The organism is Leptolyngbya sp. FACHB-261 (genome assembly GCF_014696065.1).
Taxonomy (GTDB): domain Bacteria; phylum Cyanobacteriota; class Cyanobacteriia; order FACHB-261; family FACHB-261; genus FACHB-261.
Map to the genome: position 1 here is coordinate 219650 of NZ_JACJPL010000027.1, position 17370 is coordinate 237019.

Annotated in this window: 13 protein-coding genes; 3 read left to right on the forward strand and 10 right to left on the reverse strand. The window is 51.5% G+C overall.

Going from position 1 to position 17370, the window contains the following annotated elements; all coding sequences use genetic code 11:
* Positions 1 to 154 precede the first annotated feature (154 nt).
* From H6F94_RS20630 to H6F94_RS20660, 7 genes are all read right to left on the reverse strand, one after another.
* The gene (locus H6F94_RS20630; RefSeq protein WP_190804139.1) at positions 155 to 1450 is read right to left on the reverse strand and encodes an O-antigen ligase family protein; all 1296 of its coding nucleotides are present in this window, start codon (positions 1448 to 1450) and stop codon (positions 155 to 157) included.
* Positions 1450 to 2823, reverse strand: a complete 1374-nt coding sequence (locus H6F94_RS20635; RefSeq protein WP_190804140.1) for a glycosyltransferase — start codon at positions 2821 to 2823, stop codon at positions 1450 to 1452. Before H6F94_RS20635 ends, H6F94_RS20630 begins: the two co-directional genes overlap by 1 nt.
* Before the next feature lie 64 nt (positions 2824 to 2887).
* Positions 2888 to 3577, reverse strand: a complete 690-nt coding sequence (locus H6F94_RS20640) for an acyltransferase (protein WP_190804141.1) — start codon at positions 3575 to 3577, stop codon at positions 2888 to 2890.
* A 134-nt stretch (positions 3578 to 3711) separates the two neighbouring features.
* Positions 3712 to 5382, reverse strand: a complete 1671-nt coding sequence (locus H6F94_RS20645) for an alkaline phosphatase family protein (RefSeq protein ID WP_190804142.1) — start codon at positions 5380 to 5382, stop codon at positions 3712 to 3714.
* 69 nt (positions 5383 to 5451) lie between these two features.
* Complete coding sequence (locus H6F94_RS20650) at positions 5452 to 7125, reverse strand: ArnT family glycosyltransferase (RefSeq protein WP_190804143.1); 1674 nt, start codon at positions 7123 to 7125, stop codon at positions 5452 to 5454.
* A 72-nt stretch (positions 7126 to 7197) separates the two neighbouring features.
* Positions 7198 to 8730, reverse strand: a complete 1533-nt coding sequence (locus H6F94_RS20655; protein ID WP_190804144.1) for a GumC family protein — start codon at positions 8728 to 8730, stop codon at positions 7198 to 7200.
* Positions 8731 to 8789: 59 nt separating this feature from the next.
* Positions 8790 to 9590: a WecB/TagA/CpsF family glycosyltransferase gene (locus H6F94_RS20660; RefSeq protein ID WP_190804145.1), complete on the reverse strand. Its 801-nt coding sequence runs from the start codon at positions 9588 to 9590 to the stop codon at positions 8790 to 8792.
* A gap of 873 nt (positions 9591 to 10463) precedes the next feature.
* Here H6F94_RS20660 and lgt point away from each other — a divergent pair.
* Complete coding sequence (lgt, locus tag H6F94_RS20665; RefSeq protein WP_190804146.1) at positions 10464 to 11351, forward strand: prolipoprotein diacylglyceryl transferase; 888 nt, start codon at positions 10464 to 10466, stop codon at positions 11349 to 11351.
* An 85-nt stretch (positions 11352 to 11436) separates the two neighbouring features.
* Here lgt and H6F94_RS20670 read toward each other — a convergent pair whose 3' ends face one another.
* Positions 11437 to 11985: a thioredoxin family protein gene (locus tag H6F94_RS20670; RefSeq protein ID WP_190804147.1), complete on the reverse strand. Its 549-nt coding sequence runs from the start codon at positions 11983 to 11985 to the stop codon at positions 11437 to 11439.
* Between the two features lie 164 nt (positions 11986 to 12149).
* Here H6F94_RS20670 and H6F94_RS20675 point away from each other — a divergent pair, with 164 nt between their 5' ends.
* Both H6F94_RS20675 and clpS read left to right on the forward strand, forming a co-directional pair.
* A complete protein-coding gene (locus H6F94_RS20675; RefSeq protein ID WP_190804148.1) occupies positions 12150 to 14534 on the forward strand; it encodes a caspase family protein in 2385 nt (794 codons plus the stop codon).
* Positions 14535 to 14802: 268 nt separating this feature from the next.
* Positions 14803 to 15108, forward strand: coding sequence for an ATP-dependent Clp protease adapter ClpS (gene clpS / locus H6F94_RS20680; protein ID WP_190804149.1), 306 nt, complete (start codon positions 14803 to 14805; stop codon positions 15106 to 15108).
* Here clpS and H6F94_RS20685 read toward each other — a convergent pair.
* The gene (locus H6F94_RS20685) at positions 15105 to 16496 is read right to left on the reverse strand and encodes a malic enzyme-like NAD(P)-binding protein (protein ID WP_190804150.1); all 1392 of its coding nucleotides are present in this window, start codon (positions 16494 to 16496) and stop codon (positions 15105 to 15107) included. The two genes, clpS and H6F94_RS20685, sit on opposite strands and share 4 nt — an antisense overlap.
* Before the next feature lie 107 nt (positions 16497 to 16603).
* On the reverse strand, positions 16604 to 17329 hold the full coding sequence (locus H6F94_RS20690; RefSeq protein ID WP_190804151.1) for a type 1 glutamine amidotransferase: 726 nt from the start codon (positions 17327 to 17329) through the stop codon (positions 16604 to 16606).
* Between the last annotated feature and the right edge of the window lie 41 nt (positions 17330 to 17370).

The window sequence follows — 17370 nt, forward strand, 5'->3', positions numbered from 1 at the left end:
TCGCTGATATTTTCACAAGAGCATTACATATTTGAAGCAACAATAAAGCAGATAGATTGACAGCAAAAAATTAGCCTGAGAGAGCAAAAATCTCACTAAGCTAATTGAGAGTTTATTTATTGGAATATAGGTCGAAAATCATCCAAACTATGCTTTAGCCAAGAGCCCCAACACCCATTGGCTGACTAGGTAGACTGGCTGCCATCCGCTTCTCCTTCAGCGCCAGACCAATGGAAACCAGACCGGGCCAATAAACATAAGCCAAAGATTCTAAATTCTCGCCGAAAGAGTAGAGAAATAAGACCAAAATGACGCTCAAGCCTGCCTGGGCAATTTTGCTAGTTTGAGCCTTCAGCAATAGCTCAATAAAGCTCCAGGCAAAAGGGATTGCCAGGGCCATAAAACCCACTAAACCATGCGTAAATAGAACGCCAAACCAGGTATGGTGAGAGCCGATCGGCTTGAAGACCACAAGCTCAGGGCCTCGTCTCTCTTTTAAGCCATGCCCCCAAATCGGGGCATCATTCCACCACCGATACAGGGCAATACGGCCCAGAAGCTCTCTAATTTCTGAAGATCTTGCTCTTTGGCTGTCAAAGTAATTTTTGAAATCACGAAGTGCGCTCAGAAGTTGAAAGCCAAACAGACCTCCGAAAAAACTACCAACGCCAGCGGCAATCTGCATTTGAGGTCGGCTGACCCGAGCGAGAACATAAGTAGCAATTGGCACAAAGAACAAGCACACTAGGCCAAGCCGCGAGACCGATACCAGCGTCATTGCGATGGCACCAATCATGCCAATCCAACGCCATTTCCGATCTGGTTCTTGTGAGGCCAGCACGAAACAGACATTGCCAACTAACCCCATCGCGGGTGACCAAGGTGCAAACAGTTGAAGGCGGATGCGTCCAGTTGATTCCATCACATAAAGGCCCACATTGTAATACTCTGGGCCAATACCGCCGATTTTTAATAGTGGAGAAGTGTATAGGATTCCGGGTAAATTTAGTTGACTGAGCAGATAGAGAACGGGAATAATCAGCAGGCTTTGCAAACAGAGAATGCAAATAGCTCGACTCAGCAGTTGGAATCGAATGTTGAGACAGCCGACTAAAGGAAACAGTGCTAACAGAGCCCAGGTTCTAGCAAACCCGTTAATACTAGATTTAACGATTCGGAATGTATCCGCACCGAAGTCTGATAAGCCCATAACTAGGGCCAGTTCGATGAACAGAATAGAGATGGCCCATACCCACACTCCTAGGGGAATGCGGACTCTGTCTTCAACTGGTGTTTGATCGGTTTGCTGCCAAAGCTTTTTACCCAAATACAGCACCAGCAACCACGCGATTGCTGGTGCCGAAATATGTTGCGCCCCCAGAAAATACAGCAGGTAGGTGCCTATGATGTAGTACCAAACTACTTTCTCTTCTAGGTTTTGGGGCTTCATTAGCGTCCGGCTCCAACACTAAGCGTTGATTGCGTGACCAAGCTCTGATAGAGCTCTGCAGTATCGGCTGCTTCCTCACTCATCGTGCGAAGGGGCTTAATTCCTGCTCGTAGCTCTGCTAAGAGGATAGGATCGGTTGCCAATCGCGCCAATGCATCCGTCCAAGCTTGTACATCCGTAGGGGGCAGCAATAAGCCATCAACCCCGTGCCTAATCAGCTCAGGAATTCCGCCCATATTTGAGCCTAGAACAGGCACCCCTGAGGCATGAGCTTCTAGAACAACCATCGGCCGGACATCGAACCACTGGGCAGGCAAGGCAAACACATCAAAACCAGCCATAGCAGCGGGTACTTCCTCGCGAGCGAGCTTGGAGGCAACCCGGATGCGCGGCTCTTGTTCAATTTCAGCTAACAATCGTTGTTCATAAGGCTGGCTATCTGGCACTGCGTGAATCACTAACTCAATTGGAATCTCTGCTGGTAGTGCGCGAACCGCATCTACCAAAATGTGGATTCCTTTCGTATGGTTCCAGCGTCCCAAAAAACCGATGCGCAGAGGCCCTGTTCTAGCTTGGGCCTGAGAACTTGGTTTAGGAAATGAATCAGGAATCCCTGTACGGCAGATGACTAGCTTATCTTCAGGAATGCCATTAATTAACAGCATCTCGTACAGACGCTCGCTAAGCGTGACAATTCGATCTGCGAACTTGGCCATTTCTAACAGGCCTTGCCGACGAGCTGCGATGTAGGCTGGCACAACTAAAGGCCGCACTATTGATCCTGCTGAGCCACTGGATGTAGCCAAGTGAGCACTTTGGGGCAGTGGCAACCTACTGAGCACTGATATAGGCAGGCGGCTTAGATTTCTGATCACTGGCTCAGGCAAATTGGCGGTTAAGTTGTCACAGCAGCGGCTACAACGCACTTCATCAATCTTGCCGTCGCAGGCTTCTTGACCATTCAGCATCAAGGTTTGCCGTTGACAGATAGCCTCTGGCAAGCGAATCGAGACAACTGTTGTCATGCCTAATTCTTTAGCTAGGCGCAAATGGGGTAAACCACAGCGAGGGTTCCACTGATGTTGATGGTAGAGATCGGCTCGCTGTGCTTTTAGCCAACGTGCGAAACGCTCAAAGCCACCGTGGGGAACCTCTCCATGATTGGGCTCCAGTCTAGGAGTGGACGAAATGGGATATCGATAAACTTCAGTTCCAGCGTAATGATAGAAATCTTCCTGAGCGTTGCTGCTGGCTGCCGCAACTGTACTGTCTATGCCATGGGCCCGCAGAACCGGTAGTAGTTCACTGAGGCGAATTTGAATACCCCCACAGTCATCTGGGAGATAACGGGCAACTGCTTGGATCGTTTTCATCCTGCACCTTTCAGCCTATTGAATTGGTATATTTCGCTGTGAATTTTGTTACCCCGAAGGATTACTAACTCTGACAAACTTGCATCTCTTCGCGTTTGGAGATCACTTTGGCGGGAACTCCCACGGCAACAGAATAGGGTGCAATGCTTTTGGTTACGACAGCTCCTGCACCAATGACACTGCCCCGGCCAATGGTGACACCATCCAATACCCTGACACCACTGCCTAACCAGCAATCATCCTCAATCACAATACCTCGGTAATTACTTCCCTGTTCTTTGATAATTCGATCTCGATCAGAGAAGTTGTGATTGTTGGCATAGATGCTTGAGTGCGAGGCGATCAAGCAATCACGGCCAATCTTGATATAGCGTCCGGAAATGCAGGTGTAAGGACCGATATAAGTGTTTTCACCAATCTCAATATAGTCATCAAGACCGGGATGAGCTTTGATATCAATGCCCCGATCTAGGTGCACCCGATTGCCAAGTTTTATTTTACTATTCGGCCCTACATTTTTGATTCGTACCTGCTGATCAATCCGAGTACCATGCCCTACTTCAATACGATCAGCTCTTACAAATTCAAAGCCAGGTTGAATTTGTACTGCAGTGCCTAATTGTCTAAAAATTAGACGGTACAGAAGCCTACGAAGAGTTTTTCCTGGGAAGTAGGGAACCCAACCGACCAGGGCAACAAGAACAAGTTCAGGCCAACGGAACCACTTTGCAGGTGAAAAAAGATCGATGCTCATGCCGGTGCAGATCCATACGAGCCAATCAGAATTTGTAATATCTGAGTTAGTCTTCAGAAACAGCTCGATCTAGTTTCTAAGCTGGTTTGAAATCTGTTCGTTTTGTGGGAGAGCAATGCCTGTTTGCTTAGCGTTTAGTTAGCAAGGGCAACCGTTTCGAGCAGTGGCTTACCCTCGTAATGTTGAGGGATCGGCGCTCCCATCAGATTGAGAATAGTGGGGGCTAAGTCCAGCGCATGACCAACCGGAAGCTGAGAGCCAGGAACAATTCCAGGTCCCTGCGCTAGCAGAAATCCATTGGCTCGGTGACTGCCAGTACGGTTGTAAGGAACTGGACCAATTCGACCTAAGTCTGGGCTATCAACGACATCAGTGGCATATTCCTCTTGCCAAATCACAACTAGATCGGCATCAGGCAATTTGGGATCATTGTCCGTTGCTGATTGCCGGGTTCGCAGCACTTGTTTGACCGTCGGCTGACCAGTTCTGCCATCTTTAAGGGCATAGAGACAGCCACTTAATTGATCACAGAGAGCCTCATATTCAGAAGGGGTAACAACACCCTCTGGTTCGCGCCCTTGCAGGTTAATTCGAACGTAACCTTCCGAATAACTCGGAATCGCAAAGGCTTTCATCTGAGGCCAGAAAGGCTTGTACCATCTAGCTGGTTGAAAGAAGAGGGGATCAGCTTGTTTGTAGAGCTGGTGAGGTGAAACTAAATCGGGTTGCTCAGTGGTACCAATGAACTTCTCCAATAAGTTGAAAAGTTTGGTTGGTGCCTCGCGTCTTAGGAAGCAGCGGAGCTTATTAGAGTCATGCTTCTGGCTCCATATCTCTCCTAACCAGCCCCGTGACCTATAGGCTGTAATGGGAGGCTCTAGGGGTTCTTCCCTCTGACCTAGAGCAAGGCCAAATTTGCCTGGGTAAGAGAACCGATAAAGCAGCTCAGGTAAGAATAGCATACTGGGAAGGTCCATCACGTTAGTTCCCATGCCATGAGCCGCAAAAATTAAGATCGTAGCTTGCTCAGGAGCTTGGGCTAGAATCTCGCCAATAGCTTGATCCACTGCTTCAAAAATCGCCAACATAGCATCGTCAGGGCAGTGACCTGATTGCTTATGAACTAACTGCCCATAAAGGGGATGATCGGGTTGGCTAAGATGCCAAAAGAAATGCCCTGCTGAATGGGTTTCGCCAAAGATGGTCAAAAACAAATCCCAAGGCTCGCGCTTTAATAAGTCTTGGCAAATGGCTGAGCGGCGGGTAATACCAGTCTCTAAAGATTGCTGAAGCTTCTTAAGCGCTGCTAAGTTTCGAGTATCAGCGTGGTCTCGGTTGAAGACTGGATGCTCACCATACTGCTCAACCAGTTCCTGCAATAAGCTTGGGGGTTGGGAGCTGCTGGGCGTCAGGGCAGAGTGCGCTCCCCAGGCCAGAACCTGCACACCATTCACCTGCTCAGACAAGGTGGATTGGGGCATATCAAAGACTGCGACTCGGTGCTCTTCTCCTAATGCATAGAAAGGCGAGTATTCTCTGAAATCGTAAGCGCCAATATCTTCAACCTCATAGCTACCCTGCCGTAGTTTTACAGGCGACCAGTAGCCTGTCTTCTGCGGGGAACAGCCGGTCAAAAAGGTTGTCCAGGGCGTTTCGGCTCGGTAGTAGTCGATGTTTTTTAAGCGGGTGTAGGCTCCCTGCTCCCGTAAGCGATTGAGATTTTGCAAATATCCCTGCGACATCCAGTTCTCAAGCAGGGTAGGGTCTGCCGCATCTAGTCCAATCGCAATCACAGGGCTTTTCATACACTTCTCCAGAGCCATTAACGGATTTAAAAATTTGCAAGCTCAGAAATTTCAGTAAGGCAAAGCTGATTAGGCAAAGCTAGTTTTCGTGTGTTCTCGTTGACGAATAAATACCAGCACCTTGACCGGCTCAAACTGTCCCATCTCCAATTCGATCGGTTCCTGAAAATTTGAATTGGTTTCAAGCCGGTGTGCAAGTTCAAAGTTGTGCTGGTTGTCTAAATGGTCTTTATTCGCGTTTTCGCGAACCATTTGGACATAGGTAGGGGCCGTCAAAACAACATCGCTGGCATTGACCCTATTCGTCACGGTCTGCCAATCGATTTCTCCCAGCTCATAGCGCCACAGCCATTCAACCTGTACAGCTTCACCCACTTCAACCCAGGGGTAGCGAATTTGGGGAAGATTAAACGCGCCACCATTGCCTCCTATATAGGCAATCACAGGCTTTTGAATTTGGTGTTGGAGGCAGATTTGTCGTAATGGACTCCAATCCCACTGTTCCCGTCGCAGTAGGACAGTGTCTGAGCTGTCCGTTAGAAAGACTTTGGCTTGCACAGCTTGAAACTGGGCCTGAGGATCTCGCAATGTGGGGGTAATTAACACAAACAATTGAGTGCAAAAGACCACGCTGGCCGTCAAAGCCAATAGGCGAATTTGAGTCCATTGCAGAGTTGCCGCAATCACGGCTAGGCCAATCGCCAAAGGCAGTAGTGACGGTGATACCAGACGCAGGTTGTGATTAGTGGCAAAGAGCTGGGCTGTGAGTAGGGGTAATGAGCCCGCACAGCAAAGCCAGAGAGCAGTTTTTTGAGTCAGGTTCAGGTCAAGTCCCTGCTTGAGATAGCCCTTCAATAGCAGGTTCAACAGGATAGCCACGGCCAGGATAGCTAGAGCGGGGCCAGTTGCTGTCTGAACAAAAGCAATTAGCCACTTGGCCCAGGTTTCCAAGGAGGGAGACCCCATAGAATGCCGCACAAATTTGGTGCTGGAGCGAGTCGCATTGCCCAGGGAATACTGAGCATTCAGCAGCCACCAAGGAGCCGCTACAACCCCTGCTAGAGCCAAGGCTTTGAGTAGAAATTTCGGTTCTGGTCCGGTTACAACTCGGCGCCAACTCAATAGAAGCGCCAGCAAGATTACAGGACCGGCAATGAGAATAAAGGTTGGCTTGGCCCACGTACCTGCACCTAAAGCCAAACCTAGACCAATCCAGTTGCAAGGCGAAGTTTGCTGATGATTCCAATCCTGAAATAGGAAGAACAGCATCGCCGAAATTGCCAAGAATAGAGAGAACTCGGTGTAGAACCTCATGCTCGACAAAATGGCAATTGGGCAGAGCGCGAGCCACAGGCTAGCGAAAGCCCCGGCAGTCGGACCTGCTAACCGTTGAGCCGCAAGGTAAATCAAACCCAGGCTCAAAGCCCAGCCGCTAAGCGACACCAGACGAAGCAAGATTGGACTCACACCAGCCAACAGCGTGACCGGTAATGCCAACAGCCGATTCGCCGGAGGCCTGCCTCGGTCTGCACCCATAATCGACTTTGCTAACCCGTAGAGGCCGTCCTTCTGAAAGGAGCCAACATCTTCGTAAGCACGGTTGATGTAAGCTGCCTCATCCCAAGTTGTCGCGTAGGGATGGTTAAGCACCCAAAATAAACTGGCCAGCAGAACAACGCTAACGATCGAGACAGTGAGAACTAGCCAAAATCTCTGGGCAAAGGTCTTCGATAGAAGGTGCATCTAATAGCTCCGGTGCAGCGTTGCGTTGTTCCCCAGTTTCTATTCCAGTAGCTTGACTTCAGCGATCAGGCATTAAGGGTCTTTGGTCTTATCGGCTTCATTGGCTGTTCCCTGCCCACTTAGAACAGGACTAGTGCCGTTCAACGAGACAGTTTCAGCACTGTTTTCAGGCAAGTAAAGGATTTTGTGGGGCACCTCTGGAGACACTTCACTCGGTGGCTGAGCACCGCCACCGCCCCCACGCAGCCACAGCAGAATCAAGCCGCCCGTAATTAGCGCAGAAGCAAAACCCGAACCCATAAAGGCCAGAAGTGGATTGGGAGAACTGGGTGAACGCGACAGGCTTGGTTTCTCTAGCAGTTGAACCAGGGGATAAGAGGCGTACAGATCCGATTTACCCAGATCGAGCTGAGCCAGTGTCGAGGTAAAAACCGCTTCTGACACTTTCAAATTGCGTTGTAAATCCTCTAATCCAGGCTCCTGTCGCACTAGTTCGCTCAGTTTTTCTTCCTGGCGAGAAATTTGCTTGGCTAACTCATTAACCTGACTTGTAATGCCTTTTTGATCTGCTTGAGAGGCGATCAAATCCTTGTACAGAGTTTCACGGCCCTCGACTTCACCCGGCAAGCCCAATCTTTGCAGTGTTACTTCATCTACGGGTCGGCCTAATAGGGTACGGCCCCGCTTGAGCAGCGCCTCTCGCGTCGCCTCTTGTTTATCTTCTGCAATCAGTACGCCTGGATACTCGGTCCCCCATTTAGAACGCAGCACTGTTAGAGCTGCGCTGGTTTCAGCGTAATCTTTCAAATTTTGCTGAAACTGTCGATCTGACTGGAGGAGAAAAGCTTCTGAAGCCTGCTGAGGGGTCAGCCCTAGATCTTGCGACAAGCGCGCCAGACGGCTGCTGGACTGTTGCTGTTGTGCCACCAGCGCAATCCACTGTTTGCGCAACTCCTCAATGCCTTGCAGCAGGTTCTCAACTTGGTCAGCAGAGACCAAGCCAGACTTAGCTTTGTACGCCGATAATCGTTGTTGTTCACCCTCAAGTTTCTTGGCAGCTTCGCCAATCGCCCGTTGAACCCCGATTTCCCGTTGCTCTGCTTCATCCGAGCGCAGTTCGTTAAGACGCGCATTCAACGCTTCGTAATAAGCCAGAGACTTACGTTGAGCTTCTTCAGGACTGTCACCAGTCACGGAAAATTCAATCACCGAAGTGGAATCGACCAGCTCAATTCGAGGCTTATCTAAATCTCGGGGTTCGATTTTTAAAGATTTAGCAGCAAGCTCGCGAACCTCATCACTTGCAGCAATTGCCTTATAGTTGGCTTTCGGATCCAGAACCGAACCACCTGCATAGGCAGAATCAGCAGAGTAAGAAGCCTGTCCAATGCCGCCGATGTTGACACTGGAATTCGCCCCAGCGCCCGGCAAGATCAAAGACCAGTCACTGGTGTAAGCCTTAGGCGCAAGTTTTAGGTAAGCCAGTGTCAAACCCCAAATCAAAACATTAGCGCCGACGATTGCGATTAAATAGCGTGACGCACGGGGCAGGCTCAGTAGAGCTTTAGGCGGTGAGACTGGAATTGCTGAGCTGGAAATGTTCATAAGACAAGTTAAAACAGGCTTTGAGTGAACTGTGCTCTACGGACGCACCTGGTCAGAATTCAGCCATGTTTTCTCCCGGAAATCTTAGTCCTTTGCCATTCATCCAACAGCAGTTTGAAAAAGTAGAAGTCGTGCAAGTACCGTGGAGCAAGACGTTGCGGTTCTTGCATCATTCGGTGTAGCCACTCTAGACCTCGCTCGCGCATCCAAGCTGGGGCTCTGGGCTTTGTTCCCACCAAAAACTCAATACTCGCTCCAATCCCAACAGCTAACTTGGCTGAAGTTTGGCTACCATACTTAAAAATCCAGGTTTCTTGCTTAGGAAAGCCTAGACCCACTAACAGAATATCGATTGGCAGTTGATGTAAGGATTGGGCATGAGCAGCCGCAACTGAGCTCTGCACATCAAACATTTTTGGTGCGGCCCAAAGGGAAACTAAATTTATCCCAGGATGATGCTTTCGACAATAGGCTTTGAATTGATTGAGGAGCTCTGAGCTAGCCCCAATCACCGCAACATTGAATTGACGCTCCGAAGCACCAGCCAGCAACTGTGGCAACAAATCGGAGCCGGGAATCCGCGACCGCAGAGGATAGCCCAAGAGCGCTGATGCCCAAACCACCGGCATGCCATCTGGAAGACGCCAATAAGCACCGGCATAGTCCTGATTGAACTTGGAAGACTGATTCCTCAAATTCACAATGTGATCAACATTTGGGGTAACTACAACCCGCAGATGGTCACCTTGGCGAACCCACGAAAGCATCTCAGCAACGGCAGTTTGCAAATCGCCGTTATAAAAGCTCATGCCAAATAGCTGCTGGTTCCGAGCTTTTTCCTCAAGCATGCTAAAAGACATGGGGCAACCTGTACTAACAAATGAGCTAACACACCTACAACGGTGCAAACGAGTAGATCCGGTAGCAATTAGCCCGGCAGTAATCAGCCTGTTACTCGAATGTGCTTTGGGGCTTAACCCTTATTGGGTTTAAGCTTGCCCTCGAAATCTTACACAAGGGCTGAGCACTCAAGACAGCTAGCTTTCAGGTTCAGGCACAGGGTGAAACTCAGGTTAGTCACTTTCAGGATTGTGAGCCCTTTGCGGGAAATGCGCCCATCTCTTTAGGTAGATCAGGAGAAATATTAACCGCTTAAAGATAGGGATCTCAGCCAAACAGTTTGGGGGTTTAAATGAACGGGTTAGAAAAGTGGTGAAGACTTTGCATCTTAAAACATGCAGGCGGATGGCAGTTGTCTATATCGTTAAACACCGAGGTATAGATAGCTTTGTACGCCAGTTCGGACCACCAACCTTTAGCTTGATCCTTAATTTTTCTGAAACTTCACCGCTTTGTTAGCACTCTATGAAATTTCAGCGTCAAGCACAGAATAGCCACAAAAATAGAGTATAATCTCGCCCGTTTTTATGTGTGTTTAATTCGAGCTTATGTGTAGCCAGCATAACACGTAAGCAATTCTTTTAAGTCCCTTCCTCTGTCTAGAGATTGAATTTATTTAATTTGAATTCTGTCTAAAGGTAGAAGTAGAATCCCTGGCTTTGTATCGAGGTCTATAGCCTGTTTTTGACCAGCTTTCGTCACCTGCTGACCTTGGTCTGAGACGTGCTAACTTGCTCCCCTCTCCCCCACAAACTAGAACGCCTCTGGCTGCGCCCTCGGAGTGGGCTCAGGGAGTTATCTTTCAAAGGTGGGACTTTCTGACCCTGTCACGTATGCTATCGACTCTATTTCATGTCGCCCCGTCGCTGCCTCTAGCCTTTGAGTTCACCTCGCCTGGCCCTATTTTGGTACAGCTTGGTCCTTTCGCTATTCGCTGGTACGGCCTACTGATTGCCAGTGCTTTGTTACTGGGCACATTCCTAGCCCAAAATCTTGCTAAGCGCAGTGGGGTCAATCCCGAGTTGATCGGGGACTTAGCGATCTGGCTTGTAGCTGGGGCTATTCCCGCTGCGCGAGCCTACTATGTGCTATTTCAGTGGAGCTACTATCGCGACCATCCCTCAGAGATTCTGGCGATCTGGCAGGGCGGCATTGCCATCCACGGTGCCATCATCGGCGGCAGCTTGGCGGCCATTCTCTTTGCCCGACGTAACGGCGTGTCTTTTTGGCAGCTGGCGGATCTGGTTGTACCGGCGCTGATTCTGGGCCAGGCAATTGGCCGTTGGGGAAACTTCTTCAACTCCGAAGCATTTGGTGTCCCTACTGATCTGCCCTGGAAGCTATTCATCCCCCCCGACCGTCGCCCTCCCACGCTGGAAGCCTTCAGCTATTTTCACCCGACCTTTTTATACGAGTCGCTCTGGAATCTGGGAGTTCTGAGCTTACTGCTCTGGCTATTTTTTAGGGGCAATTCGAAGCGCGGCACCCTAACGATGGTGTACCTGATTGCCTACAGCTTGGGCCGCGTTTGGATCGAAGGTTTGCGTATCGATAGCTTGATGCTCGGCCCATTACGCATTGCCCAGTTGGTTAGCCTCAGTGGGGTTCTGCTAGGTAGCTTGGGCCTAGTCTGGCTCTACGTTCTGAAGCGGCCTCTACCCGACACCGTACCTAACGAGGCAGCTAGCCCGGAGAGTGCCGCTGTCAGCAACGATGGCTAGAGAATGGCTAGATATACAGCTCAGTAGATTAGCCCGCCAACTGAGACCGCAAATGGATTTGTTAATGGGTCTCAAGTGAGAGCTTTTAATAGGTGCGCCACTTAATCGAGCAGCCAACTGCCTCTTCCACTGACGCTGTAACGGCTGCACCTGCTAGAACCTGGTCAAGCGCCTGACGTAGTTGAAGCGTGACAGTCGGGTCGGTGTCTTGCAAGTCGTTGAGGAGCCGACCGTGGTAACGCAGGATGCCCTCGGAGTCGATGACAAAGGCTTCGGGGGTTTTCTGAGCGCTAAAGGAACGGGCTACATCCTGAGTGACATCACGCAGGTAGGGCAAAGTCAGGCCCTGCTCCTGGGCAAAGACCTTCATCTTGTCAAAGCTGTCTTCTGGAAACGCCTCGGCATCGTTAGGGTTGATGCCTACAACCACTACCCCTTGGTCCTGGTAATCTGCTTGCAAGCGCTTGATCCGTTCTAAAGAAGCTCGCACAAAGGGACAGTGGTTACAGATAAAAACCACCACCACCGCCCGTGTCTGCTCTAGGTAGCGCCTGAGGTGATGTACCTGCCCATCCACACCAGGGAGTTCAAAGTCTGGGGCGTAGGAGCCGAGAGAAGGACGGGTAGCAGTCATGGACGTTCCTTACGAAAGGGTGATACTAAAGCTATCTTTCTCATTAAATCAACGGCTGTCCGAAAATCCAGCCAGAATCGCGGCATGATGATGAGGATTGGCATTAATCCTCGTCGATCAATTGCATTGGGAACGGCAGTGGCAGCGGCGATAGCAACAGTGGTATGAGACTGGGTCGACGGGCATTTCTAGAACGGGTGCTCTCAGCCCTGGCTGGTATCGCTTGTAGCCAAGCGTTAAGTCTGCGCTACGCTCAGGTTTTAGCCCAACCCACCCAGCGCAAGTTGGCGCTCCTAGTGGGAATTAACCAGTATCGCGCTGCTGGGTCAGACAGTGGGCCACTACTGGGATGCCTGACCGACGTTGCCCTGCAGCGAGAACTACTGATTCACCGCTTTGGTTTTGCATCCAGCGACATTTTGACCCTCACGGATCAGCAGGCCAGCCGCACTGCCGTTGAGGCTGCTTTTCGCCAGCATCTGATCGGGCAGGCTCAGCCAGGTGATGTGGTCGTCTTTCACTTCAGCGGCTATGGCTCGCGCCTAAAGGCACCCACTACAGCCTCAAACACGGTCCCTAGCGCAGCGCCAAACACAGCCTCTGAAGCTCAAAGTGCTCAAACAGATAAAGCCGGGCAGGAAACGCTTGTGCTCGCGGATCCCGTTGTTCTAGACGACAGCGCGGAGGCCGACCTGCCAGCCGATACGCTGCTGCTGCTGCTACGGTCACTGGCGACTGATCAAGTCACTACTGTGTTAGATACTTGCTACACCGATCCTGTTGGCGGCCTGCTAAGCGGTGCCCTGCTCGGACAATTGCGCGTGCGTTCCCGCCCAGGCCGACGCCTTGCTCTACCCGCATCCGAGCTAGATTTGCAAGCCCAACTGCAAGCCTCATTGGGCCTGGAAGCAAATCAATTGGCAGTTCAGCGACGAGCAGGACAGGTGCCTGGCGTTGTGCTCAGTGCTGCTTCCCCCAGCGCTCTAGCTTTGGACGGTCTGTGGCAAGGCTACAGTGCTGGGCTATTCACCCGCAGCTTGACTCAGCAGCTCTGGCAGATGACCCCTGCGACCACCCTGCGAATCGTGCTCAGCCACAGTAAGGCAATGGCTCGCAGTCAGTCACAGCAGGAACAACCCCAGTTGCAAGGTCAGAAAAGCAGCCAGTCCGCCCTAGCGGCTTACTTTAGCCCGCCTACTCAGAACCCGATAGGCGCAGGAGCAGTCATTGCAGTCGAGGACGGGGGGCGAGGAGGCCAACTTTGGCTGGGTGGGCTACCGCCAGCTGTGCTCGAAGCCTACGCACCGGGTTCAGTTTTGACTGTTGCTGGCACAAGCCCAGATGTGCTTCCGCGCCCCGACCCTCTACAAGTGCAAGTACGGGCTCGTAATGGTCTCAGTGCTCAGGTCAGAGTGTTAGAGGTTGGGGCCAACGAGTCGAGCAGTTCGCTTCAGGACAAGTCACTTCAGGTCGGTCAGCACTTGCACGAGCAGGTACGAGTCCTGCCGCGAAACCTGAATCTAGTAGTGGCCCTCGATCCAGCCTTGTCCCGCATTGAGCGAGTTGATGCAACTAGTGCGCTCTCGACCTTGGCTCAAGTGCAGGCGGTCCAGGCTGGGGAGCAGGCAGCAGACTGTCTATTTAGCCAATTAAGAGCAGCAGACCAGGCAGCTCTGACAACCCGCTCAATGACTGGCCCAGACCTGCCCACTGTTGGCAGCTACGGCCTCTTTTCCCTGGGGCGCGATCCCATCCCGGAGTCCTTTGGCGAGAGTGGGGAATCAGTTGGCAGCGCTATCCGTCGTTTGGGTCACCGTCTTCAAAATCTGCTAGCCCTGAAGTTGTTGCGTCTGCTCAACAATGGCAACTCCTCTCAGATGGAGGTGGCTGCTACGCTCGCTTTAGCAGATCCAGGACGGGCAGGGGAGTCAGGTTCTGTGCCCCGTCAGTTAGCGGGACGAAGCACTCGCCCCTGGGATCAGACAGAGCAATTGCAGGCATCTAAAGCTGGACTACCTACAGCTGGACTGCCCGCAGCTGGGCTATTGGAGCTGCCTGTGGGCTCGTCTTTGAAAATGCAGCTAAGCAACCACGATAATCAGCCACTCTATGGCTGCATTGTGGCCCTCTCTCCCAATAGCAAAGGCAGTATCCGCTTTCCAACCTCAGTTGATCCAGGGACTGAGGCAGACAACCAGAAGGATTGGGGACTGCTAGCCTCCCAAGGTTCGCGCACCGTACCTCACGCAACTGAGCCGATCCCCTGGATCGTGCGTGAGCCCCGAGGCTTGGTGGAAGTGGCGGTGATCTTCAGTCGGGCTCCCTTTAAACAGGTGCGCCAGAACCTGGGGCAGGCGGCCCGTCAGACTGGCGCAGCTCAGACAGTAGCCCAGGAAATGCTGACATTGCGCAATCCCCTGTCGCTGATGCGAGGACTGCTTCTAGACTTGGAGCAGGCCAGCCCTCGACCCTCTGGCCTCGCTGACGACTTACTGGCTCTAGATGTGAATCATTGGGCTGGCTTGATGTTCACAACTCAGATCGTTTGAGCCCTCAGTTCTGCAACTCCAGTTCTATACCCACAGTTCTGCAACCACAGCTCTGCAACTATAAATTGCAAGCCAATGGGCTTGAGCTAATGGATTCGAGACAATAAGTTCGAGCTAGTCGCTTTGAATCAATGGTTTAATCTGTGGTTTGAAGCTTGTGTGAGCAAGTTCAAAAAAAACTGAGTTCACTCAGCGCTACTGAATAGATAAGATGTGAGTTAATGCGAGTTTGATGTAGTTCTGTTTAGATTCGCAAGGTAGTATTGCTATGCCAACCGCCACTCCCGCCCGGACTGCACCCGAGAAAGCAACCGGGCAGCAGGTTGTTCGCAAGACTTATCCCAATTACAAAGTCATCGTTCTCAACGACGACTTCAATACCTTTCAGCATGTCCAGTCTTGCCTGGTGAAATACATTCCCTGCATGACACCAGACCAAGCCTGGCAGTTGACCAACCAAGTTCACTTTGAAGGACTGGCAACCGTTTGGGTCGGCCCCCAGGAGCAGGCCGAACTCTACCATGAGCAACTCAAGCGAGCAGGGCTAACCATGGCCCCTGTGGAGCCAGCTTAAGCGCGGGCCAAACCCTCAGCGCGGGCGGCGCGTTGCACGGCAGCAGCCACAGCTTGCACAACTCGCTTGTCAAATACTGAGGGAATGATGTAGTCGGGGGCTAGCTCGGTTGCCGAGACTAGGGAAGCAATGGCCTGAGCTGCTTCTAGGTTCATGGTTGTGGTGATCTCTGGGCTACGGCTGTCTAGAGCGCCCCGGAATACGCCCGGAAAAGCCAACACATTGTTAATTTGGTTGGCGTAATCGCTGCGTCCAGTCGCGATCACTGCGACATCTTCCTCGATCAGCTCGGGCTGAATCTCGGGCACGGGGTTTGCCATGGCGAAGACGATGGGTTGCTTTGCCATTGAGTGCACCATTTCTGGCTTAACAACGTTAGCGACGCTGACGCCCAAGAACACATCTGCACCTCGCATAGCATCAGCCAGGTTCCCTGACTCCGAGGCCGAAAACTCCCGCTTCTGGTCGGTGAGGTCAGTACGATTGGCGGAGATGATGCCGCGCGAGTCACACAATAGAATCTCATCTGCGCCCGCTTTACGCAGCAGACGAGCAATGGCTACGCCTGCTGCCCCTGCACCATTGACGACAATGCGGCTCTTCGCCATTTTTTTGTCAACAAGATTCAGGGAGTTGATCAGAGCGGCCAGGGTGACGATGGCGGTGCCATGCTGGTCGTCGTGGAAGACTGGAATGTCTAGCTCTCGACGCAGACGCTCCTCTACTTCAAAGCAACGGGGAGCACTGATATCCTCCAGGTTGACCCCACCGAAGACGGGCTCTAGGTTCTTGACTGTCTCAACGATGGCATCAGTGTCCTGAGTAGCCAGACAGATTGGAAAGGCATCAATGCCAGCAAATTCTTTGAACAGCATGGCCTTGCCCTCCATCACCGGCAGGGCAGCTTCGGGTCCAATATTACCCAGCCCCAACACAGCACTGCCATCGGTGACAATCGCAACCGTGTTGCTCTTGATCGTCAGGGTATGCACCAGCTCTGGCTTGTTGGCGATAGCGGTACAGATGCGACCGACACCGGGGGTGTAGGCCATCGCCAAATCGTCGCGCGAGTTGAGGGGCTGCTTACTGTGGATCGAGATCTTGCCGCCTCGGTGCAGATTGAAGGTGCGGTCGTAAACGTCTAGAAAGCGGATCTCGGGCAGTTGTTTGATGGCCTCAATGATCGCGTCAGCATGATCTGTACTCGCTGCATCCACTGTGATATCTCGTACAGAGATCTTGCGCGTCTGCTCGATCAGGTCAATCTGGCCGAGACTACCGCCCAGTTCAGCAATTGCACGGGTAATAGAAGCCATCATGCCAGCACGGTTCGGCACCTGACAGCGGATCGTGAGGCTAAAACTGGAATTGGGCGTAAGCTGTACCATGCCTGGGAAAACCCTCGGGTTAAGTTGCCGTCAATTTAGTGCAGAGGTCAGGCTTGCCATTGTATCTGTTGACGCCATTCACACCGAAAGCCCTGCGCAGATTCTTCTCACAATCTTGATTGGGCAAGCTGAGCTTCAAGCAGATCGGCCCAGGCTTGGGCAATTTTGTAACAGAAGTGCTGGGACGCTTCAGTGTGTATCTGGAGCTGATCAATCACTTGGCCCAGAAAGTCAGGATAGTTCTGCGCGAGGAACGCCTGCTCAGCTTGAACCCAGTTTTGTACTAACTCAGCAGTCACTTCAAAGTGAAACTGAAACCCATAAATGTGCTTGCCGATGCGGTAAACCTGGTTTTGGCAGGTGGCACTGGTCATGAGTAGCGTAGCGGCATGGGGCAAATCAAAGGTGTCAAAATGCCACTGCATTAAGCATTGCTCAGGAGCTAATCCTTGCAGCAATGGATCTGTACTGGCGGCTGTGGTGGCAACCACAGGCGTAAAACCTAGTTCAAAAAGATCATGGCGGTAGACTCGTTGGCCAAAGGCTCTAGCAATTAATTGAGCACCCAAGCAAATGCCCAGGACAGGCTGGTTGTGCTGATCAAATTGCTGAATCAGCTCTACTGTCTGTTTGAGGTGAGGATAGTTGGCATCTTCCTCAGCATTCATGGGACCGCCCATAACAATGAGACCTGCAAAGCCCTCACTGCTCAGGGGAACTGGATCACCTTGAGTTGGAATCACGATTTTGAGCTGAGCACCTCGGGCTACTAAACACTCTCCTAGCAGGGCCGGTGGATCAGAGGCAACATGTTGAATCACTAAAATGTTCATTGGCGATATCCATCAGCGCTCGTAGTATACGCTACCGAAAT